The 17,679-nt window shown below is 72.5% G+C and carries 16 protein-coding genes; 7 read left to right on the top strand and 9 right to left on the bottom strand.

All coding sequences use genetic code 11. From position 1 onward, the window contains the following. The first annotated feature begins 122 nt into the window (after positions 1-122). Together KIK05_RS06005 and KIK05_RS06000 are read left to right on the top strand one after the other, a co-directional pair. A complete protein-coding gene (locus KIK05_RS06005) occupies positions 123-851 on the top strand; it encodes a class I SAM-dependent methyltransferase (protein ID WP_214409543.1) in 729 nt (242 codons plus the stop codon). Positions 852-1,001: 150 nt separating this feature from the next. Then, positions 1,002-1,499: a MarR family winged helix-turn-helix transcriptional regulator gene (locus KIK05_RS06000; protein ID WP_214409542.1), complete on the top strand. Its 498-nt coding sequence runs from the start codon at positions 1,002-1,004 to the stop codon at positions 1,497-1,499. A 19-nt stretch (positions 1,500-1,518) separates the two neighbouring features. On the opposite strand, the gene ligA is transcribed toward KIK05_RS06000, so the two are convergent. The 3 genes from ligA to KIK05_RS05985 all read right to left on the bottom strand — a co-directional run bounded on the left by ligA (position 1,519) and on the right by KIK05_RS05985 (position 5,453). Continuing rightward, positions 1,519-3,720, bottom strand: coding sequence for an NAD-dependent DNA ligase LigA (gene ligA, locus KIK05_RS05995; RefSeq protein ID WP_214409541.1), 2,202 nt, complete (start codon positions 3,718-3,720; stop codon positions 1,519-1,521). Positions 3,721-3,920: 200 nt separating this feature from the next. Further along, on the bottom strand, positions 3,921-4,352 hold the full coding sequence (locus KIK05_RS05990) for a hypothetical protein (protein ID WP_214409540.1): 432 nt from the start codon (positions 4,350-4,352) through the stop codon (positions 3,921-3,923). Between the two features lie 96 nt (positions 4,353-4,448). Then, on the bottom strand, positions 4,449-5,453 hold the full coding sequence (locus tag KIK05_RS05985; RefSeq protein ID WP_214409539.1) for a methionine synthase: 1,005 nt from the start codon (positions 5,451-5,453) through the stop codon (positions 4,449-4,451). A 109-nt stretch (positions 5,454-5,562) separates the two neighbouring features. Between KIK05_RS05985 and KIK05_RS05980 the strand changes: the two genes are divergently transcribed. After that, positions 5,563-6,198: an MBL fold metallo-hydrolase gene (locus KIK05_RS05980; RefSeq protein WP_214409538.1), complete on the top strand. Its 636-nt coding sequence runs from the start codon at positions 5,563-5,565 to the stop codon at positions 6,196-6,198. A 172-nt stretch (positions 6,199-6,370) separates the two neighbouring features. On the opposite strand, the gene mnmA is transcribed toward KIK05_RS05980, so the two are convergent. After that, on the bottom strand, positions 6,371-7,441 hold the full coding sequence (gene mnmA, locus KIK05_RS05975) for a tRNA 2-thiouridine(34) synthase MnmA (RefSeq protein ID WP_214409537.1): 1,071 nt from the start codon (positions 7,439-7,441) through the stop codon (positions 6,371-6,373). 106 nt (positions 7,442-7,547) lie between these two features. On the opposite strand from mnmA, the gene KIK05_RS05970 reads away from it, so the two are divergent. Next, positions 7,548-8,591 carry a DUF695 domain-containing protein gene (locus tag KIK05_RS05970; protein ID WP_214409536.1) on the top strand — a complete coding sequence of 348 codons (1,044 nt, stop codon included), beginning with the start codon at positions 7,548-7,550 and terminating at the stop codon, positions 8,589-8,591. Positions 8,592-8,639: 48 nt separating this feature from the next. Here the strand turns inward: KIK05_RS05970 and KIK05_RS05965 are convergent, their stop codons facing one another. Beyond that, a complete protein-coding gene (locus tag KIK05_RS05965; protein WP_214409535.1) occupies positions 8,640-9,800 on the bottom strand; it encodes a cysteine desulfurase family protein in 1,161 nt (386 codons plus the stop codon). A 59-nt stretch (positions 9,801-9,859) separates the two neighbouring features. Between KIK05_RS05965 and KIK05_RS05960 the strand changes: the two genes are divergently transcribed. Together KIK05_RS05960 and KIK05_RS05955 are read left to right on the top strand one after the other, a co-directional pair. After that, positions 9,860-10,369 (top strand): TetR/AcrR family transcriptional regulator, encoded by a 510-nt coding sequence (locus KIK05_RS05960; RefSeq protein WP_214409534.1) that lies wholly within the window; start codon positions 9,860-9,862, stop codon positions 10,367-10,369. 978 nt (positions 10,370-11,347) lie between these two features. After that, positions 11,348-12,547, top strand: coding sequence for an MFS transporter (locus KIK05_RS05955; RefSeq protein WP_214409533.1), 1,200 nt, complete (start codon positions 11,348-11,350; stop codon positions 12,545-12,547). A gap of 187 nt (positions 12,548-12,734) precedes the next feature. Here KIK05_RS05955 and KIK05_RS05950 read toward each other — a convergent pair whose 3' ends face one another. Both KIK05_RS05950 and KIK05_RS48750 read right to left on the bottom strand, forming a co-directional pair. Continuing rightward, positions 12,735-13,397: a response regulator transcription factor gene (locus KIK05_RS05950; protein WP_214409532.1), complete on the bottom strand. Its 663-nt coding sequence runs from the start codon at positions 13,395-13,397 to the stop codon at positions 12,735-12,737. Then, positions 13,385-14,548, bottom strand: coding sequence for a sensor histidine kinase (locus KIK05_RS48750; protein WP_308249770.1), 1,164 nt, complete (start codon positions 14,546-14,548; stop codon positions 13,385-13,387). The genes KIK05_RS05950 and KIK05_RS48750 overlap by 13 nt, the downstream gene beginning before the upstream one ends. 154 nt (positions 14,549-14,702) lie before the next feature. On the opposite strand from KIK05_RS48750, the gene KIK05_RS05940 reads away from it, so the two are divergent. Further along, on the top strand, positions 14,703-15,122 hold the full coding sequence (locus KIK05_RS05940) for a DUF6069 family protein (RefSeq protein WP_214409531.1): 420 nt from the start codon (positions 14,703-14,705) through the stop codon (positions 15,120-15,122). A 60-nt stretch (positions 15,123-15,182) separates the two neighbouring features. Here KIK05_RS05940 and KIK05_RS05935 read toward each other — a convergent pair whose 3' ends face one another. Both KIK05_RS05935 and KIK05_RS05930 read right to left on the bottom strand, forming a co-directional pair. Beyond that, a complete protein-coding gene (locus KIK05_RS05935) occupies positions 15,183-16,514 on the bottom strand; it encodes a low temperature requirement protein A (RefSeq protein WP_214409530.1) in 1,332 nt (443 codons plus the stop codon). A gap of 207 nt (positions 16,515-16,721) precedes the next feature. Next, a complete protein-coding gene (locus tag KIK05_RS05930; RefSeq protein ID WP_214409529.1) occupies positions 16,722-17,675 on the bottom strand; it encodes an electron transfer flavoprotein subunit alpha/FixB family protein in 954 nt (317 codons plus the stop codon). Positions 17,676-17,679: the final 4 nt, after the last annotated feature.

Here is a 17,679-nt window from a genome sequence, read left to right as displayed (position 1 = left end):
TACCTCAGCGCTAAGCTAATCCACCAGACTTGGACGGAGATTTATCTCACTACTAAGCAATCCCCCGCTCTGGGCGTGCTGTTCGAGCCGCCCGGAACGCTCGACGGCCATAAGGTTTCCGGGTGCCTGATGCGATCTTCGCCCACCCTCGGCTCGCCCCCGTCTACGACGCCTTCGACGGGGACCGCGACGACCTGGCCGCCTACCTCACCATCGCCGGCGAGCTCGGGGCACGCCACGTCCTCGACATCGGTTGCGGCACAGGGTGCCTGGCGATCCTGCTCGCCGGCAGCGGCCGCACGGTCGTGGGCGTCGATCCGGCCGAAGCGTCCCTCGAGGTCGCGAAGTCGAAGGATCGGACCGGAAGGATCACCTGGGTCCACGGCGACGCCACGGCGCTTCCCGCGCTCGGCGCCGATCTCGCCGTCATGACAGGAAACGTGGCGCAGGTGTTCGTGACCGACGACGACTGGTCGCGGACCCTCCGAGGCGTCCACGCCGCGCTCCGATCGGGAGGTCACCTGGTGTTCGAGACCAGGCGCCCCGGATTCCGGGCCTGGGAGGAATGGGCCGCCGACACCGCCCCCGTCACCCTCGACGTCCCGGGCGTCGGACCGGTCGAGCGGCGTTTCGAGGTGACCGGCGTGAGCCTGCCGTTGGTCTCCTTCCGCTACACCTACCGGTTCCTGGCTGACGGCGGCGTCGTCACCTCGGACTCGACGCTCAGGTTCCGTGACCGGGACGAGGTGGAGACGAGCCTGGCCACCACCGGCTACCGGGTGCTGGACGTGCGGGAAGCCCCTGATCGCCCGGGACGCGAGTTCGTGTTCGTCGCGGAGCGCGTGAGCTGAAACGGCGGGGCTTCTCCGCCCTCTCGCGTTCGTCGCGGAGCGCGTGCCCCTGAGCGGCCGGGCTCCTGCCGTCCCCCGTCACCCACGGAGCCGGGCTTCCGGAGGCGAATACCGGAGTACGCGGTCACCGGAAATCAATAGGCTGGGACGGTGGGAGATCACGTCGATCATGTGCTGGAGCAGTGGGCAGCGGAACGTCCCGATCTGGACGTCTCCCCGATGGCGGTGATCGGACGCCTCTCGCGGCTCACCCAGCTGATCAGCGGCGAACTGCGGCGCACGTTCGGCGAGCACGGGCTCGACTCGGCGTCGTTCGACGTGCTGGCGACCCTGCGCCGCAGCGGGCCGCCGTACCGCCTCACCCCGGCCGAGCTGATGCGCTCGGCCATGGTCACCTCGGGGGCCATCACCCAGCGCCTCGACCGCCTGGAGGCCCGGGGCCTGGTGACGCGCACCCCGAGCGAATCGGACGGCCGCAGCGTGCTCGTGGCCCTCACCGGCGAGGGCCACGCGCTCATCGACCGGGCCCTGCCCGACCACGTCGCCACCGAGCACCGCCTGCTCTCAGCGCTGCCCCCGTCCGAGCGTGAGACGCTCGCCACCGCCCTCCGCGCCCTGCTGGAATCCCTCGGCGACACCCCGGCCTGAGAGCCACCCTCCCGGCCGTTCAGGACTCTGCGGTTTCCTGGGAGTCGGCGGCCTCCTCCGCGGGGGTGACGGCTTCGGGGCCGTGGTCGAGGAGGGCGCGGAAGGCTTCCTCGTCGAGGATGGGGACACCGAGCTTCAGCGCCTTGTCGTACTTGGACCCGGCGTTCTCACCGGCGACCAGGAAGTCGGTCTTCTTGGAGACCGAGCCGGTCACCTTGCCGCCGCGTGCCTGGATGGCCTCGCCGGCCTCGTCGCGGGAGAAGCCCGCGAGCGTGCCCGTCACGACCAGGGTGAGCCCGGCGAGGACCTGTGGCCCCTGCCCGGTCGGAGGCTCGTCCTCCATGCGGACCCCCGCCGCGCGCCAGCGGTCGACGATCTCGCGGTGCCAGTCTTCGGCGTACCACTCCCGGATGGAGGCGGCGATGGTCGGGCCGACCCCCTCGACGACGGCCAGCTCCTCCTCGGAGGCGCCGAAGATGCGGTCGAGGGAGAGGAACGCCGAGGCCAGGGCCTGCGCGGCCGTCGGCCCGACGTGGCGGATCGACAGGGCGACCAGCACCCGCCAGAGCGGCTGCGACTTGGCCTTCTCGAGCTCCTCCATCATGCGCTCGGCGTTCTTGCTGGGCTCGCCGCTGAGGTTGGCGAAGAAGGTGACGACCTTGGGCTCGCCGGTCTCCGGGTCGGTCTTGGGCAGGCCGGTGTCCTGGTCGCGGACCACGGACTTGATCGGCAGCAGCCGATCGATCGTGAGGTCGAACAGGTCGGCCTCGGTGCGGACCGGAGGCTCCTGCGGGGGCAGCGGGGCGGTGAGGGCGGTGGCGGCGACGTACCCGAGGCCCTCGATGTCGAACGCGCCCCGGCCGGCCGCGAAGAAGATGCGCTCGCGGAGCTGCGCGGGGCAGGAACGGGCGTTCGGGCAGCGGATGTCGACGTCGGCTTCCTTCATGCGCCGGAGCTCGGTGCCGCACTCGGGGCAGTGGGTCGGCATCACGAACTCGCGCTCGCCGCCGTCGCGCAGCGCCACCACGGGCCCGACGATCTCGGGGATGACGTCGCCGGCCTTGCGGAGCACCACCGTGTCGCCGATGAGGACGCCCTTGCGCACGACCTCGGAGGCGTTGTGCAGGGTGGCCCGCTCGACGGTGGACCCCGCGACGACGACCGGCTTCATCACGCCGTACGGCGTGATGCGGCCCGTGCGGCCGACGCCGACCTGGATGTCGAGGAGCTTGGTGTTGACCTCCTCGGGCGGGTACTTGAAGGCGATGGCCCACCGCGGAGCCCGCGAGGTCGACCCGAGCTGCCGCTGCAGCTCGATGCGGTCGATCTTCACCACGACGCCGTCGATCTCGTATTCGGGGTCGTGGCGGTGCTGCCGGTAGTACTCGATGAAGTCGTTGATCTCGCTCAGGCTCTTGACGACCCGGAAGGTGTCGCTGACCGGCAGCCCGAACTCCTTGAGCTTGTCGTACACGCCCGACTGGCTGGCGGGGAGCGGCGCGCCGCCCTCCCAGGTGCCGACGCCGTGGCAGATCATGCGTAGCGCGCGCTGGGCGGTGACGCGGGGGTCCTTCTGCCGCAGCGACCCGGCGGCGGAGTTGCGCGGGTTGGCGAACGGCGGCTTGCCGGCGGCGACGAGCTGCTCGTTGAGCTTCTCGAAGCCCTCGACGGGCAGGAAGACCTCGCCGCGGACCTCGAGCAGGTCGGGCACGCCGTCGCCGGTGAGCCGGTGGGGGATGTTGGCGATGGTGCGGACGTTGGCGGTGACGTCGTCGCCGATGCGCCCGTCGCCGCGCGTGGCACCCCGGACCAGCCTGCCCTTCTCGTACACCAGGGCGATGGCGAGGCCGTCGATCTTGAGCTCGCAGAGGTAGGGCGCCGGGTCGATCTCCAGCATGCGCTCGGCCCTGGCCTGCCAGCCCGCGAGGTCGGCGTCGTTGAAGGCGTTGTCGAGGCTTTCGAGGCGCCTGAGGTGCTGCACCGGGGTGAACTCGGTGGAGATCGGCGCCCCGACCTTCTGGGTGGGCGAGTCGGGGGTGCGGAGGCTCGGGTGGGCCTCCTCGAGCTCGCGCAGCTCGCGCATCCAGGAGTCGTACTCCCCGTCGCTCACGGTGGGCGCGTCGAGCACGTAGTAACGCCAGTTGGCCTCGTCGGCCAGCTCCGCCAGCTCGGCGTGGCGCTCCAGCGCGCTCGCCGGCACGCCCTCGACCTCGGCACCCATGCTGCCGTCTCCCCTCGTCGTCCGACCCCAGGGAGAACGCTACGGGCAGCGGCGAGTGCTCGCGCCCCCGCGTGGGCGGTCTACCTGGGGAATCGTTACCTCCACCATGCCATCCCCCACCGACATTTCTACACGAGAGGCTTTCGCGTTCGCGGCGCTCCCCACCGGCCGTCCTTCCGGTTACGGCCGCGGTGAGCGGGTCAGCCGCCCTGGGCCCACACGCCTTCCCAGTGGGAGCACTTGCCGGTGATCCTCGTGGAGGTGCCCCGGCAGACCTTCGCCTCGGAGCTGATCATGTAGCCGGCGTTGACGTGGAAGGACCGCGGCGTGACCTGGTCGCAGTTCTTGAAGGTCGCGGTGCGGTACTTACCCTTGTCCGTCAGCCACTTGATCTTCAGCCACGAGCACGTGCGCGCGCCGCCCGCGTCGTACAGGTCGCCACTGATCCGCAGGCCGGAGCGGGTGGTCCTGATCTCGCCGCCGGCCCAGCCCTTGGTATCGGACGAGGCGGTCGGGCCCCATGACCACTTGTCGGCGGCCTTCGCCGTCGAGGCGGACGCGGCGGCCGGCAGGCCGAGGCCGAGCACGGCGGCGGTGGCGAGACCCAGCAGCACACGAGAAGCGTTACGCATGACTTTCTCCTGATCTGTCGATATTCGTGCACATCAAGAGATAAGCCGTCACCCTTGCAATGGACTTGAGGGCGCTTGCACCCCACTGGCCGGGCGCTATTCGTCGCCGGGGTCCTCGCGCAGGACGCGCGCGGCCTCACGGCAGCGGGCCAGGGCCGTCCTGGCGTACGCCGGAGAGGCCCCGGCGAGCCCGCACGACGGCGTGAGCACGACCTGCTCGGCGAGCCGCGCGGGGCCGAAGCCGAGACGCCGCCACAGCTCGACGGCCGGCTTGGCGACCACGCCGATGTCCGGCAGCCGGGTGTCGGTGCCGGGGACCACGCCGAGGAACAGGGCGATGCCCGCCTCGATCGCCTCCCCGACGGCGTCCTCTTCCCTGCGCCGCAGCAGGCCCATGTCCAGCGAGACCCCGTTGACGCCCGCCTCGCGCAGCACGCCGTACGGCACGCCGGGCGCGCAGCAGTGCACGATCGTGAACGCGTCGGCGGGCAGCACGGCCCGCAGCCGCTCGGCCGCCACCGGGGCCTCCACGGCGGCGAGCCTGCCGAAGCCGGACGCGGTCGGCACGGTGCCGGCGAGCACCCCGGGCAGGCCGGGCTCGTCGAGCTGGACGATCAGCCGCGCGCCGGGCACCCTGGCACGGACGTCGGCCATGTGGGCGGCCAGCCCTTCGGCCAGGGAGTCGGTCAGGTCACGCACCGCACCCGGGTCCGCCAGCGTCTTGTCGCCGTGCCGCAGCTCGATCGACGCGGCGAGCGTCCACGGCCCGCAGACCTGGATCTTGAGCGGCCCTTCGTACCCCTGCGCGACCTCCTCGAGCGCGTCGAGGTCGCGGGTCAGGTGGCTGACGGCCCGCCGCAGGTCGCGCCCCGGCCGGTCGGTGAACCGCCAGCCGGACGGCTGCACGGTGACCGGCAGCTCGACCAGCAGCGACGCCGTCCGCCCGATCATGTCGGCGCCGACGCCGCGATCGGGGAGCTCGGGAAGGTAGGGCAGGTCGGGCAGCTCGCCGAACACCACGCGCAGGGACTCGACATGGTCGTCGCCGGGGTGGGACCCCACCCCGGTCGCGCTCGCCGCACTCCAGGGAAACTCGCTCACGAGGCGCAAGCTTAGGGACTCCCGGCGGCACCCGGTTCCACCAGCCGTACGGCGGACCGTACGTGAGCCCCGTCCGGGCGCGGGATCTCCACAGGGCGATGATGGGAGGATGAAGCTCACCAAACACGGCCACGCGTGCGTCCGGCTGGAGAAGGACGGCTCGACCCTCGTCATCGACCCCGGGGGCCTGACCGAGGAGTCGGCCCTCCAAGGGGCGGACGCCGTGCTCATCACCCACGAGCACTTCGACCACCTGGAGGTCCAGCGCCTCGCCACCCTCGGATCCGGCGTGGAGATCTGGACCTGCTCCTCGGTCGCCGAGAAGCTTGAAGGCCTGAGCAGCAAGGTCAACATCGTCGGCGAGGGCGACTCGTTCACCGCGGCGGGTTTCGAGGTCGGGGTGGCCGGCCGCGACCACGCCCGGATCGCCTTCGACGTCCCCGTGGTGCAGAACATCGGCTTCCTCGTCGACGGCGAGGTCTTCCACCCCGGCGACGCGTTCACGGTGCCCGGACAGCCCGTGGGCACGCTCCTCACGCCCACCGGCGGTCCGTGGATGAAGGCCGCCGAGATGGTCGACTACCTGCGCGAGGTGGCTCCCGAGCGGGCCTACTCGATCCACGACGGCCTGGCCAACGACATCGGGCTGATGCTGGTCGACAGCACCCTCGCCCGGCGCGGCGAGGCGCAGCACGCCGACTTCCGCCGCCTGAGGACCGGCGAGAGCGTGGTCCTGCCCGGCTGACCGACGCCCCGGCGGACCGCGCGGAAGAACGGCGGGACGACGCGGTACGGCGGCGGTGAAGCTGAGAGCCGGGCCCGCCCGTGTGATCGAGGGCCCGGCCCGCTCGGCGTGCGGCTCGCGCTCCTCGCGGGCCGGCCCGGCCGGGTGACCGAGGGCCCGGCCCCGGAGGACGTCAGGAGGACGAGGTGATGGTGGCGGATCCGAGGACGACGTCGTCGCCGTAGAGGACGGCCGCCTGGCCGGCCGCCACACCCGTCGCCGGGGTGTCGAGCTCGACGTGCAGCACTCCGCCCGAGAGCTGCGCCCGGCAGCCGTACACCTCGCCGTGGGCCCGCAGCTGCACCTGGCAGGCCAGCGGCTCGTACGGCTCGGGCAGCGGCCCGTTCCAGACCGGCCGCTCGGCCACGATCGAGGTGACCGCCAGGGACGATCGCGGGCCGACCGTCACGGTGTTGGACACCGGCTCGATCGACAGCACGTAGCGGGGGCGGCCGTCGGGGGTGGGCCTGTCGATGTGGAGCCCCTTGCGCTGGCCCACGGTGAAGCCGTACGCGCCGCTGTGCGTGCCGATCACCGCGCCCGACTCGTCGACGATCGGCCCCTTCTCCGAACCGAGCCGCTCGGCCAGGAAGCCTCTGGTGTCGCCGTCGGCGATGAAGCAGATGTCGTGACTGTCGGGCTTGTCGGCCACGGTGAGGCCGCGCCTGGCGGCCTCCTCACGGACCTCCGCCTTCGTGGAGCCACCCAGCGGGAAGATCGCGTGGGAGAGCTGCTCGCGCGTGAGGACGCCGAGGACGTACGACTGGTCCTTGCCCGCGTCGACGCTCCTGCGCAGCACGCCGTCCTCGAGCCGGGCGTGGTGGCCGGTCGCCACGGCGTCGAACCCGAGCGCCAGCGCCCGGTCGAGCACCGCCTCAAACTTGATCTTCTCGTTGCAGCGCAGGCACGGGTTGGGCGTGCGCCCGGCGGCGTATTCGCTGACGAAGTCCTCGACGACGTCGCGGTGGAACCGCTCGGCCATGTCCCAGACGTAGAAGGGGATACCGATGACGTCGGCGGCGCGCCGGGCGTCGCGGGAGTCCTCCAGGGTGCAGCAGCCGCGCGCGCCCGTGCGGTAGGACTGCGGGTTGGCGGAAAGCGCCAGGTGGACGCCGGTGACGTCGTACCCGGCCTCGGCGATGCGGGCCGCTGCCACAGCGGAGTCGACGCCGCCCGACATGGCGGCAAGCACACGAAGGCTCATAACACCTCGAGACTACCCGCCCCCGCACCCCCGCCAGGTATCCGAACCCATCCCTCGGCCGCCTCGCGTTGGCGTCCGGGGGCGGGGCCTGGGAGGATCGAGGGCCATGGGACTGTTCGGGCGTACGAGCGAGCAAGGCGGGCCGGACGACGTGGTCGCCGGTTTCTGGGCGTGGTGGGCGCAGGCGCGGCCGAGGGTCGAGGCGCTGCTCGACGCGGGTGACGGCGCGGGGCTCGCCGAGGAGCTCGCGCCGGCCGTCGCCGGGATGCACCCCGGCCTGGAGTGGGACATCACGCACGGCAGGGCCGCACGCCACGCCTTGATCGTCTCCTGCGCCGGCGATCCCGAACTCCGCCCGCTGGCCCACCACTGGGCGCGCCAGGCACCGCCCGCCGACGAGCTGTGGGAGTTCCTCCCGTCGCGCCCGGCCCACCCGAACCCTGCCGAGCTCACGATCGACGTGAACGGACGCGAGCTCGACCTGGAGAAGATGGTGTTCGGCCTGCGGGTGCCCAACGGGCAGCCCCGCATCGACGTCTCGGCCTTCCACCCGATATTTCCCGACCTCGACGACGAGACCCGCATGGAGGCCACGGTCCTCGCCCTCGACTGGCTGATCGGCGAGGACGAGGTGGCGCGGTGGGTGGGCGACATCGTCGCCGCGGCCTTCCAGCCCATCGACGCCGTGGCCGCCGTCCACCTCCCCGCCGTGGTCGCCGACCTCGCCTCCGAATACCAGCAGGAGCAGTGGGCGCTCATGGAAGGCCAGACGGCCGGCGGGGCGCGGCTGATCGCCACGGTGCGCTATCCCCTGCGGCCGGTCGACCACCCGCTGTTCGACCGGCACATCGCGGTCGTCCTGCCGTACGCCGAGGCCGACGGCGACGGGCTGCCCGCCGGCGGGTCGGCGGCGGCGCTCGGGGAGTTCGACGAACGGCTGGCCGCCCTCCTCGATCAGCTGAAGGGCACGGCCGTGCTCGCCGCCCACGTGAGCGCCGAGGGGTCCCGCGTGCTGCACGTCTACGCCGACGCCGAAGGCGATGCCCTGGCCCGCCTGGAGGAGCTGGCCGCCGGCTGGCCGGAAGGCCGGGCCGGCGTCGAGGTGACGACCGACCCCGGCTGGCTGGCCGTCGCCCCCTTCCTCAGCTGAGCCGACGGCCGTACAGCGGAACGGCGACCCGGCGGAGGCGCCGGCGCGCTACGTCAGGCCGGCCCGGCGGGCGCGTTCGACGACGGGGGCGATCACCGCGAGCAGTTCGTCGACGTCGGCCGCCGTGGAGGTGTGCCCCAGGGTGAAGCGCAGCGAGCCGCGCGCCCGTACGGCGCCGGCGCCCATGGCGAGCAGCACGTGGGACGGCTGCGCGACCCCCGCCGAGCAGGCCGACCCGGTGGAGCACTCGACTCCCTTGGCGTCGAGCAGCATCAGCAGCGCGTCGCCCTCGCACCCGGGGAAGGAGAAGTGGGCGTTGCCGGGGAGCCGCTCACGGGGGTGGCCGTTGAGGACGACATCGGGCACGGCCTCGCGGACCCTGATGATCAGCTCGTCGCGCAGGGCGGTCAGCTTAGCTGCGTGCTCGTCGCGGTGTGCCACGGCGGCCTGCACGGCGGCCGCGAACCCGGCGATCGCGGGAGTGTCGAGGGTGCCGGAGCGCACGTCGCGCTCCTGCCCGCCGCCGTGCAGCACGGGCACCGGATCGACCCCCCGCGCCAGCAGCAGCGCGCCGACGCCCATGGGGCCGCCCAGCTTGTGCCCCGACATGCTGAGCGCGTCCACCCCCGATGCCGAGAACGACACCGGCACCTGTCCCACCGCCTGGACGGCGTCGGTGTGGAACGGGATGCCGTACTCGTGGGCGACCGCGACCAGCTCGGGGATCGGCTGCACGGTGCCGACCTCGTTGTTGGCCCACATGACGCTGACGAGGGCCACCCGGCCGGGGTCGGCCTCGATGGCGGCCCGCAGCGTCTCGGGGTGGACGCGGCCGTACTCGTCGACCTGCAGCAGCTCGACCGAGGCGCCCTCGTGGTCGGCCAGCCAGTGGGCGGGGTCGAGGGCCGCGTGGTGCTCGACGGCGCTGATCAGGATGCGGTCGGCTCCACAGGAGGCGTGGCGCGCCCAGTAGAGACCCTTGATGGCGAGGTTGTCGGCCTCCGTACCTCCGGAGGTGAACACGACCTCGCTCGGCCGGGCCCCGAGCGCGTCGGCGATGATCTCGCGCGACTCCTCGACGACCCTGCGGGTGCGGCGGCCTGCCGCGTGGAGGGACGATGCGTTACCGACCCGCGCGAGCTGCGCGGTCATCGCCTCGATCGCTTCGGTGAGCATCGGCGTGGTCGCCGCGTGGTCTAGGTAAGCCATGGCGTTAACCAGCGTACCCAGGTTGTGAACTGTACCGTCCGGACGGTATAGTTACGGGTGTGAGAAGAGATGAGCTTTTGAACGCGGCGGAACAGCTGCTGGCCGAGCAGGGGGCCCCGTGCCTGACCCTGTCGGCCGTGGCCGAGCGGGCCGGCGTGAGCAAAGGCGGCCTTCTCTACCATTTCAACAGCAAAGAAGCGCTGGTCAAGGGCATGATCGAACGGCTGGTCGCCGACTTCGACGAGCTCGTCGCCACGCAGGACGAGTCGTCCTACACGCGGGCCTACCTGGCTGCCACATTGGCGGCCATCCGCAGTGGACGCCTGAGACGCTGGGCCGTCGTGACCGGCGCGGCGGGGGACCCGCAGTTGCTGGCTCCCCTCCGCGAGGCGATGGCCCGCTGGCACCGTCAGGGCATGGAGTCCGAGCCGGACCTGATGGCGGCGCAGATCGTACGGCTCGCGTGCGAAGGCCTGTGGGACGTGGTGACCCACGACCCCGACTTCTACAACGAGCCCCAGTACGAGGAACTGCACCACCGCCTCCTCGCCCTGCTCCCCGACCCGTGACCCACTAGCCCAGGCCCACCCCCTCCACTCCGCCCGGCGACGGCCCTGGAACACGGAGCGGCCGCCCTTCCAGCGGCCGGTCCCCCCTTCCACGCCGGCAGTGGCGTCTCTTATCGGCGCCGCGACGGCGAGAAGCGGTACGGCGGCCCGCTCCCCAGCACCCGGGAACACCACCGACGTTTCCGGAACGGCCACCCTCCCGGAACACCACCGGCGTTCTGGAACACGGCCACCGTCCCGGAACACCGTCGGCCGGTCCGCCCCTCCGCGCCGGCAGTGGCGTCTCTTATCGGCGCCGCGACGGCGAGAAGGGGTACGGCGCATCCGGCGCCGCCGTACGGCGGCCCGCCGGACACCCCGTGGCCACTGCTTGCCTGTGTGACGTGGTCGGCCTGCCTCTGGGGAGATCGCCAACTTGTCCACCGTAGGACGGCGCCGGATTCGCCGTCCCAGTTCCCACCGCCTCGGCGCCGAGACGGGGGCACTGGGACCGGAGGGAAGCAGACGCTCCGCCTCGGCACCGAGACAGGGGCCCTGAGACCGGAAGGAAACAGGCGCCCCACCTCGGCACCGAGACAGGGGCACTGAGACCGGAAGGAAGCAGACGCCCCGCCTCGGCACCGAGACGGGGGCACTGGGACCGGAGGGAGCAGGGGCGCCATTCGTCCGGTGTTGGCGTGGACGGTGACGGGGGGAGGAAGGGCGCTTCCCCGGACTCCGTCGGGCCTCTGTGGTGCGATTCACTCTCTTCTGTCCTGAATTTCATGAAATTTACGGACATCAGACGAAGTTGAGCGGAATCGTCCCGCAAGGATCTCTCTGTCGTGGAGAGGGCGGAGCAGCGGTACGGCGGCCTCCGGGCCGAGCGGGCCACCGTCCGGACCCGCACCTCCCCACGCACTGCCCACACCCCCAGCCCCCCACCAATCCCCCAAACCCCCCACCTCCCCCGTAGTACCAACTGGAAAGGAAGCTTTGATGACCCGCGACCTGAGGAACGCCCGCGTGCGGGCGATCCTCGCCTTCGTCCTCGCCGGCCTGATGTGCGGCACGTTCACCGTGCGCATCCCCGCGCTGACCGAGAAACTCGGCATATCCGAGGCCTCGGTCGGTGTCGTGCTCCTCGCATGGGGGCTCGGGGCACTGGTGTCCATGCAGTCCATGCGCGGCGTGATGGCACGGGCGGGCAGCCGCGCCGTCCTGCGGGTCGGAGCCCCTCTCTGTGCCGTCTCACTGCTCGGCGTGGCCTACGCCCCGTCGTTCCCGTGGCTGATCGCCGCGGCGGCGCTGTTCGGCATGTTCTTCGGCGCCGTGGACGTGGCCATGAACGCCCAGGGCTCGACGGTGGAGCGCGCCTACGGCCGTCCGCTGATGAACGGCATGCACGCCGGCTGGTGCGTGGGCGCCATGCTGGCCGGTGTCCTCGGCACCGTGGCGATCACCGCCGGACTGTCGTTCACCGCGAACCTCGCGGCGGTGGCCGTGGTGTCGGCGCCGCTGGCGTACGTGCTGAGCCGCGGCTTCCTGCCGGACCCCGTCGCCGCCGCCCCGGCGGCCGGCGCGGCGAAGCGGCGGATGCCGCCCGTGGTGTACCTGCTCGGCGCGATCGCGTTCGGGGCCTTCATGGTCGAGGGGGCCATCGCCGACTGGAACGGCCTGTTCCTGCGGAACACCCTCGGCACCCCGGAGGCGGTCGCCGCCCTCGGCTACCCGATCTTCGAGGGGGGCATGCTGGCCGCGCGGCTCAGCGGTGACCGGCTGCGTACGCGACTGGGGGCCCGCCGCCTGCTGATGGCCTCGGGCCTCGGTACGGCCGTGACCTTCGCCCTCGTCGTCACGACGTCGTCGACGGTGATCGCCGTGGCCGGCATGGTGCTCATCGGCCTGACCGTCGCCATGGTGTCCCCCACGACGATCTCCCTCGCCGGCACGGCCACCGCCACCCCGGGTCCGGCGATCGCCCAGACCGGCGCGATGGGGTACGCGGGCCTGCTCCTCGGCCCCGTCGTGATCGGCTTCGTCAGCAACGCCGCCACCCTGCGGGTCGCCCTGGGCATCGCCGTCGTCCTCGGCGTGCTCATCTCGGTGGCCGCCCGCTTCCTGCCGCGGCCGCAGGGGGCGATGTCCGAGATCCACGCACCGATCGAGGAGCGCGAACCGCTGAAGATGGCCGCCTGAGGCCGAAGGCGACGAGCCGCGGCCGGACCACTTCCGGCCGCGGCTCCGTCATGCCGGGAAGAAGACGCCCAGGCGGGAACCACTGCCGGCCTCCTTGGAAACAACGGGTGTCCTGATCCGGAGCCGAGAGGCCGCAGCAGCTCGGTCGCCGACCACGGCGCGGCGGTCTCCAGGAGGTGAGTGACCGTCAGGTGAGGCCGGCGTCGTGGGTGAGAAGGGCGATCTGGGTGCGGTTGTCGAGGCCGAGCTTGGTCAGGATGTGGGAGACGTGGGCCTTGACCGTGGCCACGCTCATGAAAAGCTCCGCCGCGATCTCGGCGTTGGTGCGACCGCGCGCCACGGCGAGGGCCACGGCGTGCTCGCGCGGGCTGAGGGCGGCCAGCGCCGTACGGGCCCGCTGGTAGGCGTCGGCCTGGAAGACCGCGCGGTCCATGAGGCGGCGGGTGATCCGCGGCGACAGGATGGGCTCCCCGGCGGCCACCTGACGGACCGCCTCCACGATCCGCGGCGGCGGGGTGTCCTTGAGCAGGAAGCCGCTCGCGCCGGCGCGCAGCGCGTCCAGGATATTCTCGTCGGCGTCGAAGGTCGTCAGCACGATGACCTCGGGCGGGTGGGGCCGGCTCCGGAGCCTGCGGGTGGCGGTGACGCCGTCGACGCGGGGCATCCGCAGGTCCATGAGCACGACGTCGGGGGCGTGCGCGTCGACGGCGGCGGGCACCTGGTCGCCGTCCGCGGCCTCTCCCACGACGGTGATGCCGTGGATGCCGTCGAGCATCATCGACAGCCCGGCGCGGACGAGGGCGTCGTCGTCCACGACGAGCAGGCGCAGGGGGCGGGTCACGCCGGCCATGGTAACGACGCGCGCAGGCGGAACTCCCCCGCCGTCGCCTCGTGGTCGAGCCGCCCGCCCGCGAGCTGCACCCGCTCGGTCAGCCCGACGAGGCCGGTGCCGGTGCCCGGTGTGATCGGGGCGGCGGCTCCGGGCTCCGGCAGCGGGTTGCGGACCTCGATCACGAGCCCGTCGCCCGGCCGTCCCTCCAGCACCACCCGGACCGGGCGGCCCGCGGCGTGCTTGCGGGCGTTGGTCAGCGCCTCCTGCACGACCCGATAGGCGGTACGGCCTGCGGCGGCGGGCAGCCCGCCCGGATCGGCCACCTCATCGCGCAACGCCACCTGGACACCGGCGTCACGCGACTCCTCCACCAGCCGGGGGACGTCGGCGAGCACCGGCTGCGGCGCCCCGTCATCGGCGGCGTCGTCCTCGCGCAGCAGGCTGATCACCTCGCGGAGCTCGTCGAGCGCCTGGTGCACCCCGGCGCGGACCACCCCGGCGGCACGGGAGAGTTGCTCGGGTGGGGAGTCGGGACGGTACTCCAGCGCGCCCGCGTAGGTGGCCAGCAGGGAGAGCCGGTGGGCCAGCACGTCGTGCATCTCGCGGGCGATGCGGGTGCGTTCGAGCATGCGGGCCTCGGCGACCCGGCGGCCTTGCTCGGTCTCCGCGCGCCGGGCACGCTCGCGCAGCGACGCGACGAGCGCGCGCTGCGCCCGGACCAGCGCGCCTCCAGCGACCAGAGCGCCGTGCCCGAGGACGATCAGCACCAGCCACCACTCGTAGGAGATGCCGCCGTTGGGCTGCCACAGCCCCTGCACGGCGTGCGCGACGACCCCCGCGGCGGCCACCGGGACGGCGACGCGCAGGTCCCGGCGGCGCGCGACCTGTAGCACACCTCCCGTGGCCGGCGGGCTGGCCACGGGCGACAGCGCCGCCAGCACACTCAGCAGGAGTGTCCCGGTGACGGGACGCCACAGCACGACGGGCGACAGGGCCCACCCCAGCACCCCGGACACGACGTCGAGCGCCACCAGGAACCCGGAGCGGTGCTCGCCGAGCCGGCCCCACAGTGTCAGCGTGATGAGGGCGCCCACCGCGATGAGCATGACGGCGACGGCGGCCCTGGGGGTGGCCTCCGCCTCGGTGTCGCACTCAGTCCGGTCACGCACCGGGCAAGGGTAGCCCCGGCTCCGGCGGCGCCGACACCTACCAAAGTCGATGCTCGGCCCTACCGAGGACGGAGCCGCGACGGCCGTCCGCCTGATGCGCGGGCCGTCCCCGACCACGACACTGATCTTCCCACTCGTCGAAGGGAAGTACGTTATGCCCAGCCAAAGCACCCCCGTTCCCACCGCATCCGGACGTACCGGCGCACGGCGGGCGATCACCGTCGCCGGGGCGGTCGTCGCGGCCCTCGCCCTGTGGGGGCTGACCGGGCCGGTGGCCGGGATCGACCTCGCCGCCAGGCTGGGCGAAGCCGTGCAGCCGGTCGGGCCGGCCGCGGTGGTCGCGGCGAGCCTGGTCGCCGGGCTGGCGGCGTGGGGACTGCTCGCGGTGCTGGAACGGCTCGTGAGACGGCCCAGGCGCGTCTGGACGATCGTGGCCGTCGTGGTGCTCGTCCTGTCACTGGCCGGCCCGCTGGGCGCCGCCGACACGGGCAGCATGCTCGCGCTCGCAGGTATGCACCTGGTCGTCGCCGCGGTCCTCATCTACGGCCTCGCCCCCACGGCCCGCGCCCGCTGAACGTACCCGCGGCCCCGTCCCACCTCGGTTCACAGGTGGCGCACTTCCTGGGGGCGGGGGTCAGGAGCCTCGCAGGAACGCGGTCGGGTCCTCGCCGGCCAGGCGGAGCACGTCGCGGCCGGTCACGGTGACGAACACCGCGACCCCGGCCGTCCAGCAGGCGGCGGCCGCGACCACGACCGGGGCGACGAGGAAGTGTCCCAGCCCCGCCAGGCTCGCCGTCGCCCCCAGCGTGAGGACCCGCGCCGGCGCGGCGTACCAGTTGCGGCGCATGGCCGTCAGCACTCGCGTGCCGGCCAGGTAGCCGGCGAGGCCGCCGGTGACCAGCCACAACGCCCCGGTGGGCGCGTCGCCGCGCAGGGACAGGCCGACCCCGGCCGCCACGACCAGGAGCGAGAACGCGGGCATGATGTGACCGCCGGCGTACAGGGTGTGGGCCAGCGCCGGGTTGCCGCCCGACGCCATGAGGAGCCGCTCGTTGATGTCCGCGGCCGAGGTGAAGTAGACCCACCACAGCGCGGCGGCCAGCAGCAGGCCGCCGCCGAGGCCCAGCCAGTACGTCAGGTCCTGCTCGGGGCGCTCCAGGGCCCCGCTCCCCACCGAGATGACGATCTCGCCCAGCAGGATGATCATGAACAGGCCGAAGCGCTCGGCCAGATGGGCGGCGTCGACCGCGTGCGCCTGGTCGCGAGGCGCGTTGAGCTGGGCGAGGAGCAGGTCGCGCCGGCCGGGCCGCTCCTGGGAGCCGCGGCCGTGCCCCTCGTGGGAGCCATGGCCGGAACCCTCCCGGGAGCGGCGGCCGGTACCCTCCTGTGCCCTCTGGGTACGGGCCTGGCGCCACGCGCGCATCTGCTCACGGCGCTCGCCCAGCAGCAGCAAGGCGGTCTCCTGCACCAGCGCGAGGCCGCACAGCACGTAGACCGAGGTGCCGTGGAGGGCGCCGGCGAGCCCCAGGATGACCACGGACAGGGCGTACCCCCCGGCGCTGCGCCAGTCGGCCTTGCGATGCCCGTGCCTCGCGGCGACCGCGTACGCCGTGGCGAGCAGGAGCCGCGCGCCGGCCAGCGCGAGGATGAACCCGGCGGCGTGCCCCTCGAAGACGTGGTGGGCCTGGGTGGCGGCGACCACGCAGGGCACCGTACCGGCCAGGATGACCAGGCGGTGCGTGGTACGCCGGTCGTCGCCGCGGCGGTTGTAGAGCACCACGAAGCCGATCCAGGTCCACCACAGCATCATGAAGAGACCGAAGGCGGACAGGACGGCGTCCCCACCCGGGTCGGCGACGATCACGTGCGTGACCTGGCTGACCGCGAAGACGAAGACCAGGTCGAAGTACAGCTCCACCCAGGAGACGCGCTTGCCGTGCCCGGCCGCAGGCTGTTCCGAACTCACCGGATGATTGTCCCGGATACGAACATCCTCCGGTTCCCGTCCGAAGCGCCGAACGGGGAAGCAACGATTGTTCCGGATGTGAGCATCCTCCGACTTCCCGGCTCAAGCACCGAGCGGGGAAGTCGCGAGTGGAAGCGGCGTGACAGGCCAGGGAACGCGGAACGGCGCCGCCCCCGCCGGGCGGGGTGCGGCGCCGTTCACGAAGGGCTACTTGCGCTTCTCGATCTCGTCGGCGAGCTGGGGGACGATCTGGTGGAGGTCGCCCACGATGCCGAAGTCGGCGAGTTCGAAGATGGGGGCCTCGGGGTCCTTGTTGATCGCGACGATGGTCTTGGCGGTCTGCATGCCGGCCCGGTGCTGGATCGCGCCGGAGATGCCCGCCGCGATGTACAGCTGCGGCGAGACGGTCTTGCCGGTCTGCCCGACCTGGAACTGGTGGGGGTACCACCCGGCGTCCGTCGCCGCGCGGGAGGCGCCGACGGCCGCGCCGAGCGTGTCGGCCAGCCGCTCGATGATGGAGAAGTTGTCGGCGGAGCCGACGCCGCGGCCACCGGAGACCACGATCGCGGCCTCGGTGAGCTCGGGGCGGGCGCCCTTCTCCTGCTTGACGCGCTCGACGACCTTGGCGGCCTTGGCGGCGTCCGACAGCGCGACCGTCACCTGCTCCTCGGCCGCCGCCCCGGCGGACGCCTCGGGAGCGGTGGAGTTGGGACGGACCGCGATGATCGGGGTGCCCTTGCCGACCTTGGCCTTGACGTTGACGCCACCACCGAAGATCGACTGCTCGGCGACGAAGCCCTCGCCGAGGCCCACGGCGTCGGTGATGACACCGGAGTCGGTCTTGATCGCCAGGCGGCCCGCGACCTCCTTGCCCTCGGAGGTGGCGGCCACCAGGACCGCCGCCGGGGAGGCGGAGGAGACGAGCTGCGCGAGCAGCTCGGCCTTCGGCGCGACGACGTAGTCGGCGATCTCGGCGGAGTCGGCGACGTAGATCTTGTCGGCGCCGTACTCGGCCAGCTTGTCCTTGGCCGCCGGGGAGTAGCCGGGCCCGGCCCACACGGCGGACGCGGAGCCCAGCGAGCGGGCGAGCGTCAGCAGCTCCAGGGTGACCTTCTTGACCTCACCGTCGACGTGCTCGACGAGAACCAGGATCTCAGCCATCGGG

Origin of the sequence: Sphaerisporangium fuscum (assembly GCF_018531465.1) — a bacterium.
In the GTDB taxonomy this organism is placed as follows: Bacteria; Actinomycetota; Actinomycetes; order Streptosporangiales; family Streptosporangiaceae; genus Sphaerisporangium; species Sphaerisporangium fuscum.
Note: the sequence above shows the minus strand (reverse complement) of the source record. Positions and strands in the feature narration are given on the sequence as shown.

Excerpts from the sequence above, each read along its gene's own strand:
- ligA (WP_214409541.1), bottom strand. The coding sequence starts at position 3,720 with ATGGGTGCCGAGGTCGAGGGCGTGCCGGCGAGCGCGCTGGAGCGCCAC.
- KIK05_RS05990 (WP_214409540.1), bottom strand. The coding sequence starts at position 4,352 with ATGCGTAACGCTTCTCGTGTGCTGCTGGGTCTCGCCACCGCCGCCGTG.
- KIK05_RS05980 (WP_214409538.1), top strand. The coding sequence starts at position 5,563 with ATGAAGCTCACCAAACACGGCCACGCGTGCGTCCGGCTGGAGAAGGAC.
- mnmA (WP_214409537.1), bottom strand. The coding sequence starts at position 7,441 with ATGAGCCTTCGTGTGCTTGCCGCCATGTCGGGCGGCGTCGACTCCGCT.
- KIK05_RS05970 (WP_214409536.1), top strand. The coding sequence starts at position 7,548 with ATGGGACTGTTCGGGCGTACGAGCGAGCAAGGCGGGCCGGACGACGTG.
- KIK05_RS05965 (WP_214409535.1), bottom strand. The coding sequence starts at position 9,800 with ATGGCTTACCTAGACCACGCGGCGACCACGCCGATGCTCACCGAAGCG.
- KIK05_RS05955 (WP_214409533.1), top strand. The coding sequence starts at position 11,348 with ATGACCCGCGACCTGAGGAACGCCCGCGTGCGGGCGATCCTCGCCTTC.
- KIK05_RS05950 (WP_214409532.1), bottom strand. The coding sequence starts at position 13,397 with ATGGCCGGCGTGACCCGCCCCCTGCGCCTGCTCGTCGTGGACGACGAC.
- KIK05_RS05940 (WP_214409531.1), top strand. The coding sequence starts at position 14,703 with ATGCCCAGCCAAAGCACCCCCGTTCCCACCGCATCCGGACGTACCGGC.
- KIK05_RS05930 (WP_214409529.1), bottom strand. The coding sequence starts at position 17,675 with ATGGCTGAGATCCTGGTTCTCGTCGAGCACGTCGACGGTGAGGTCAAG.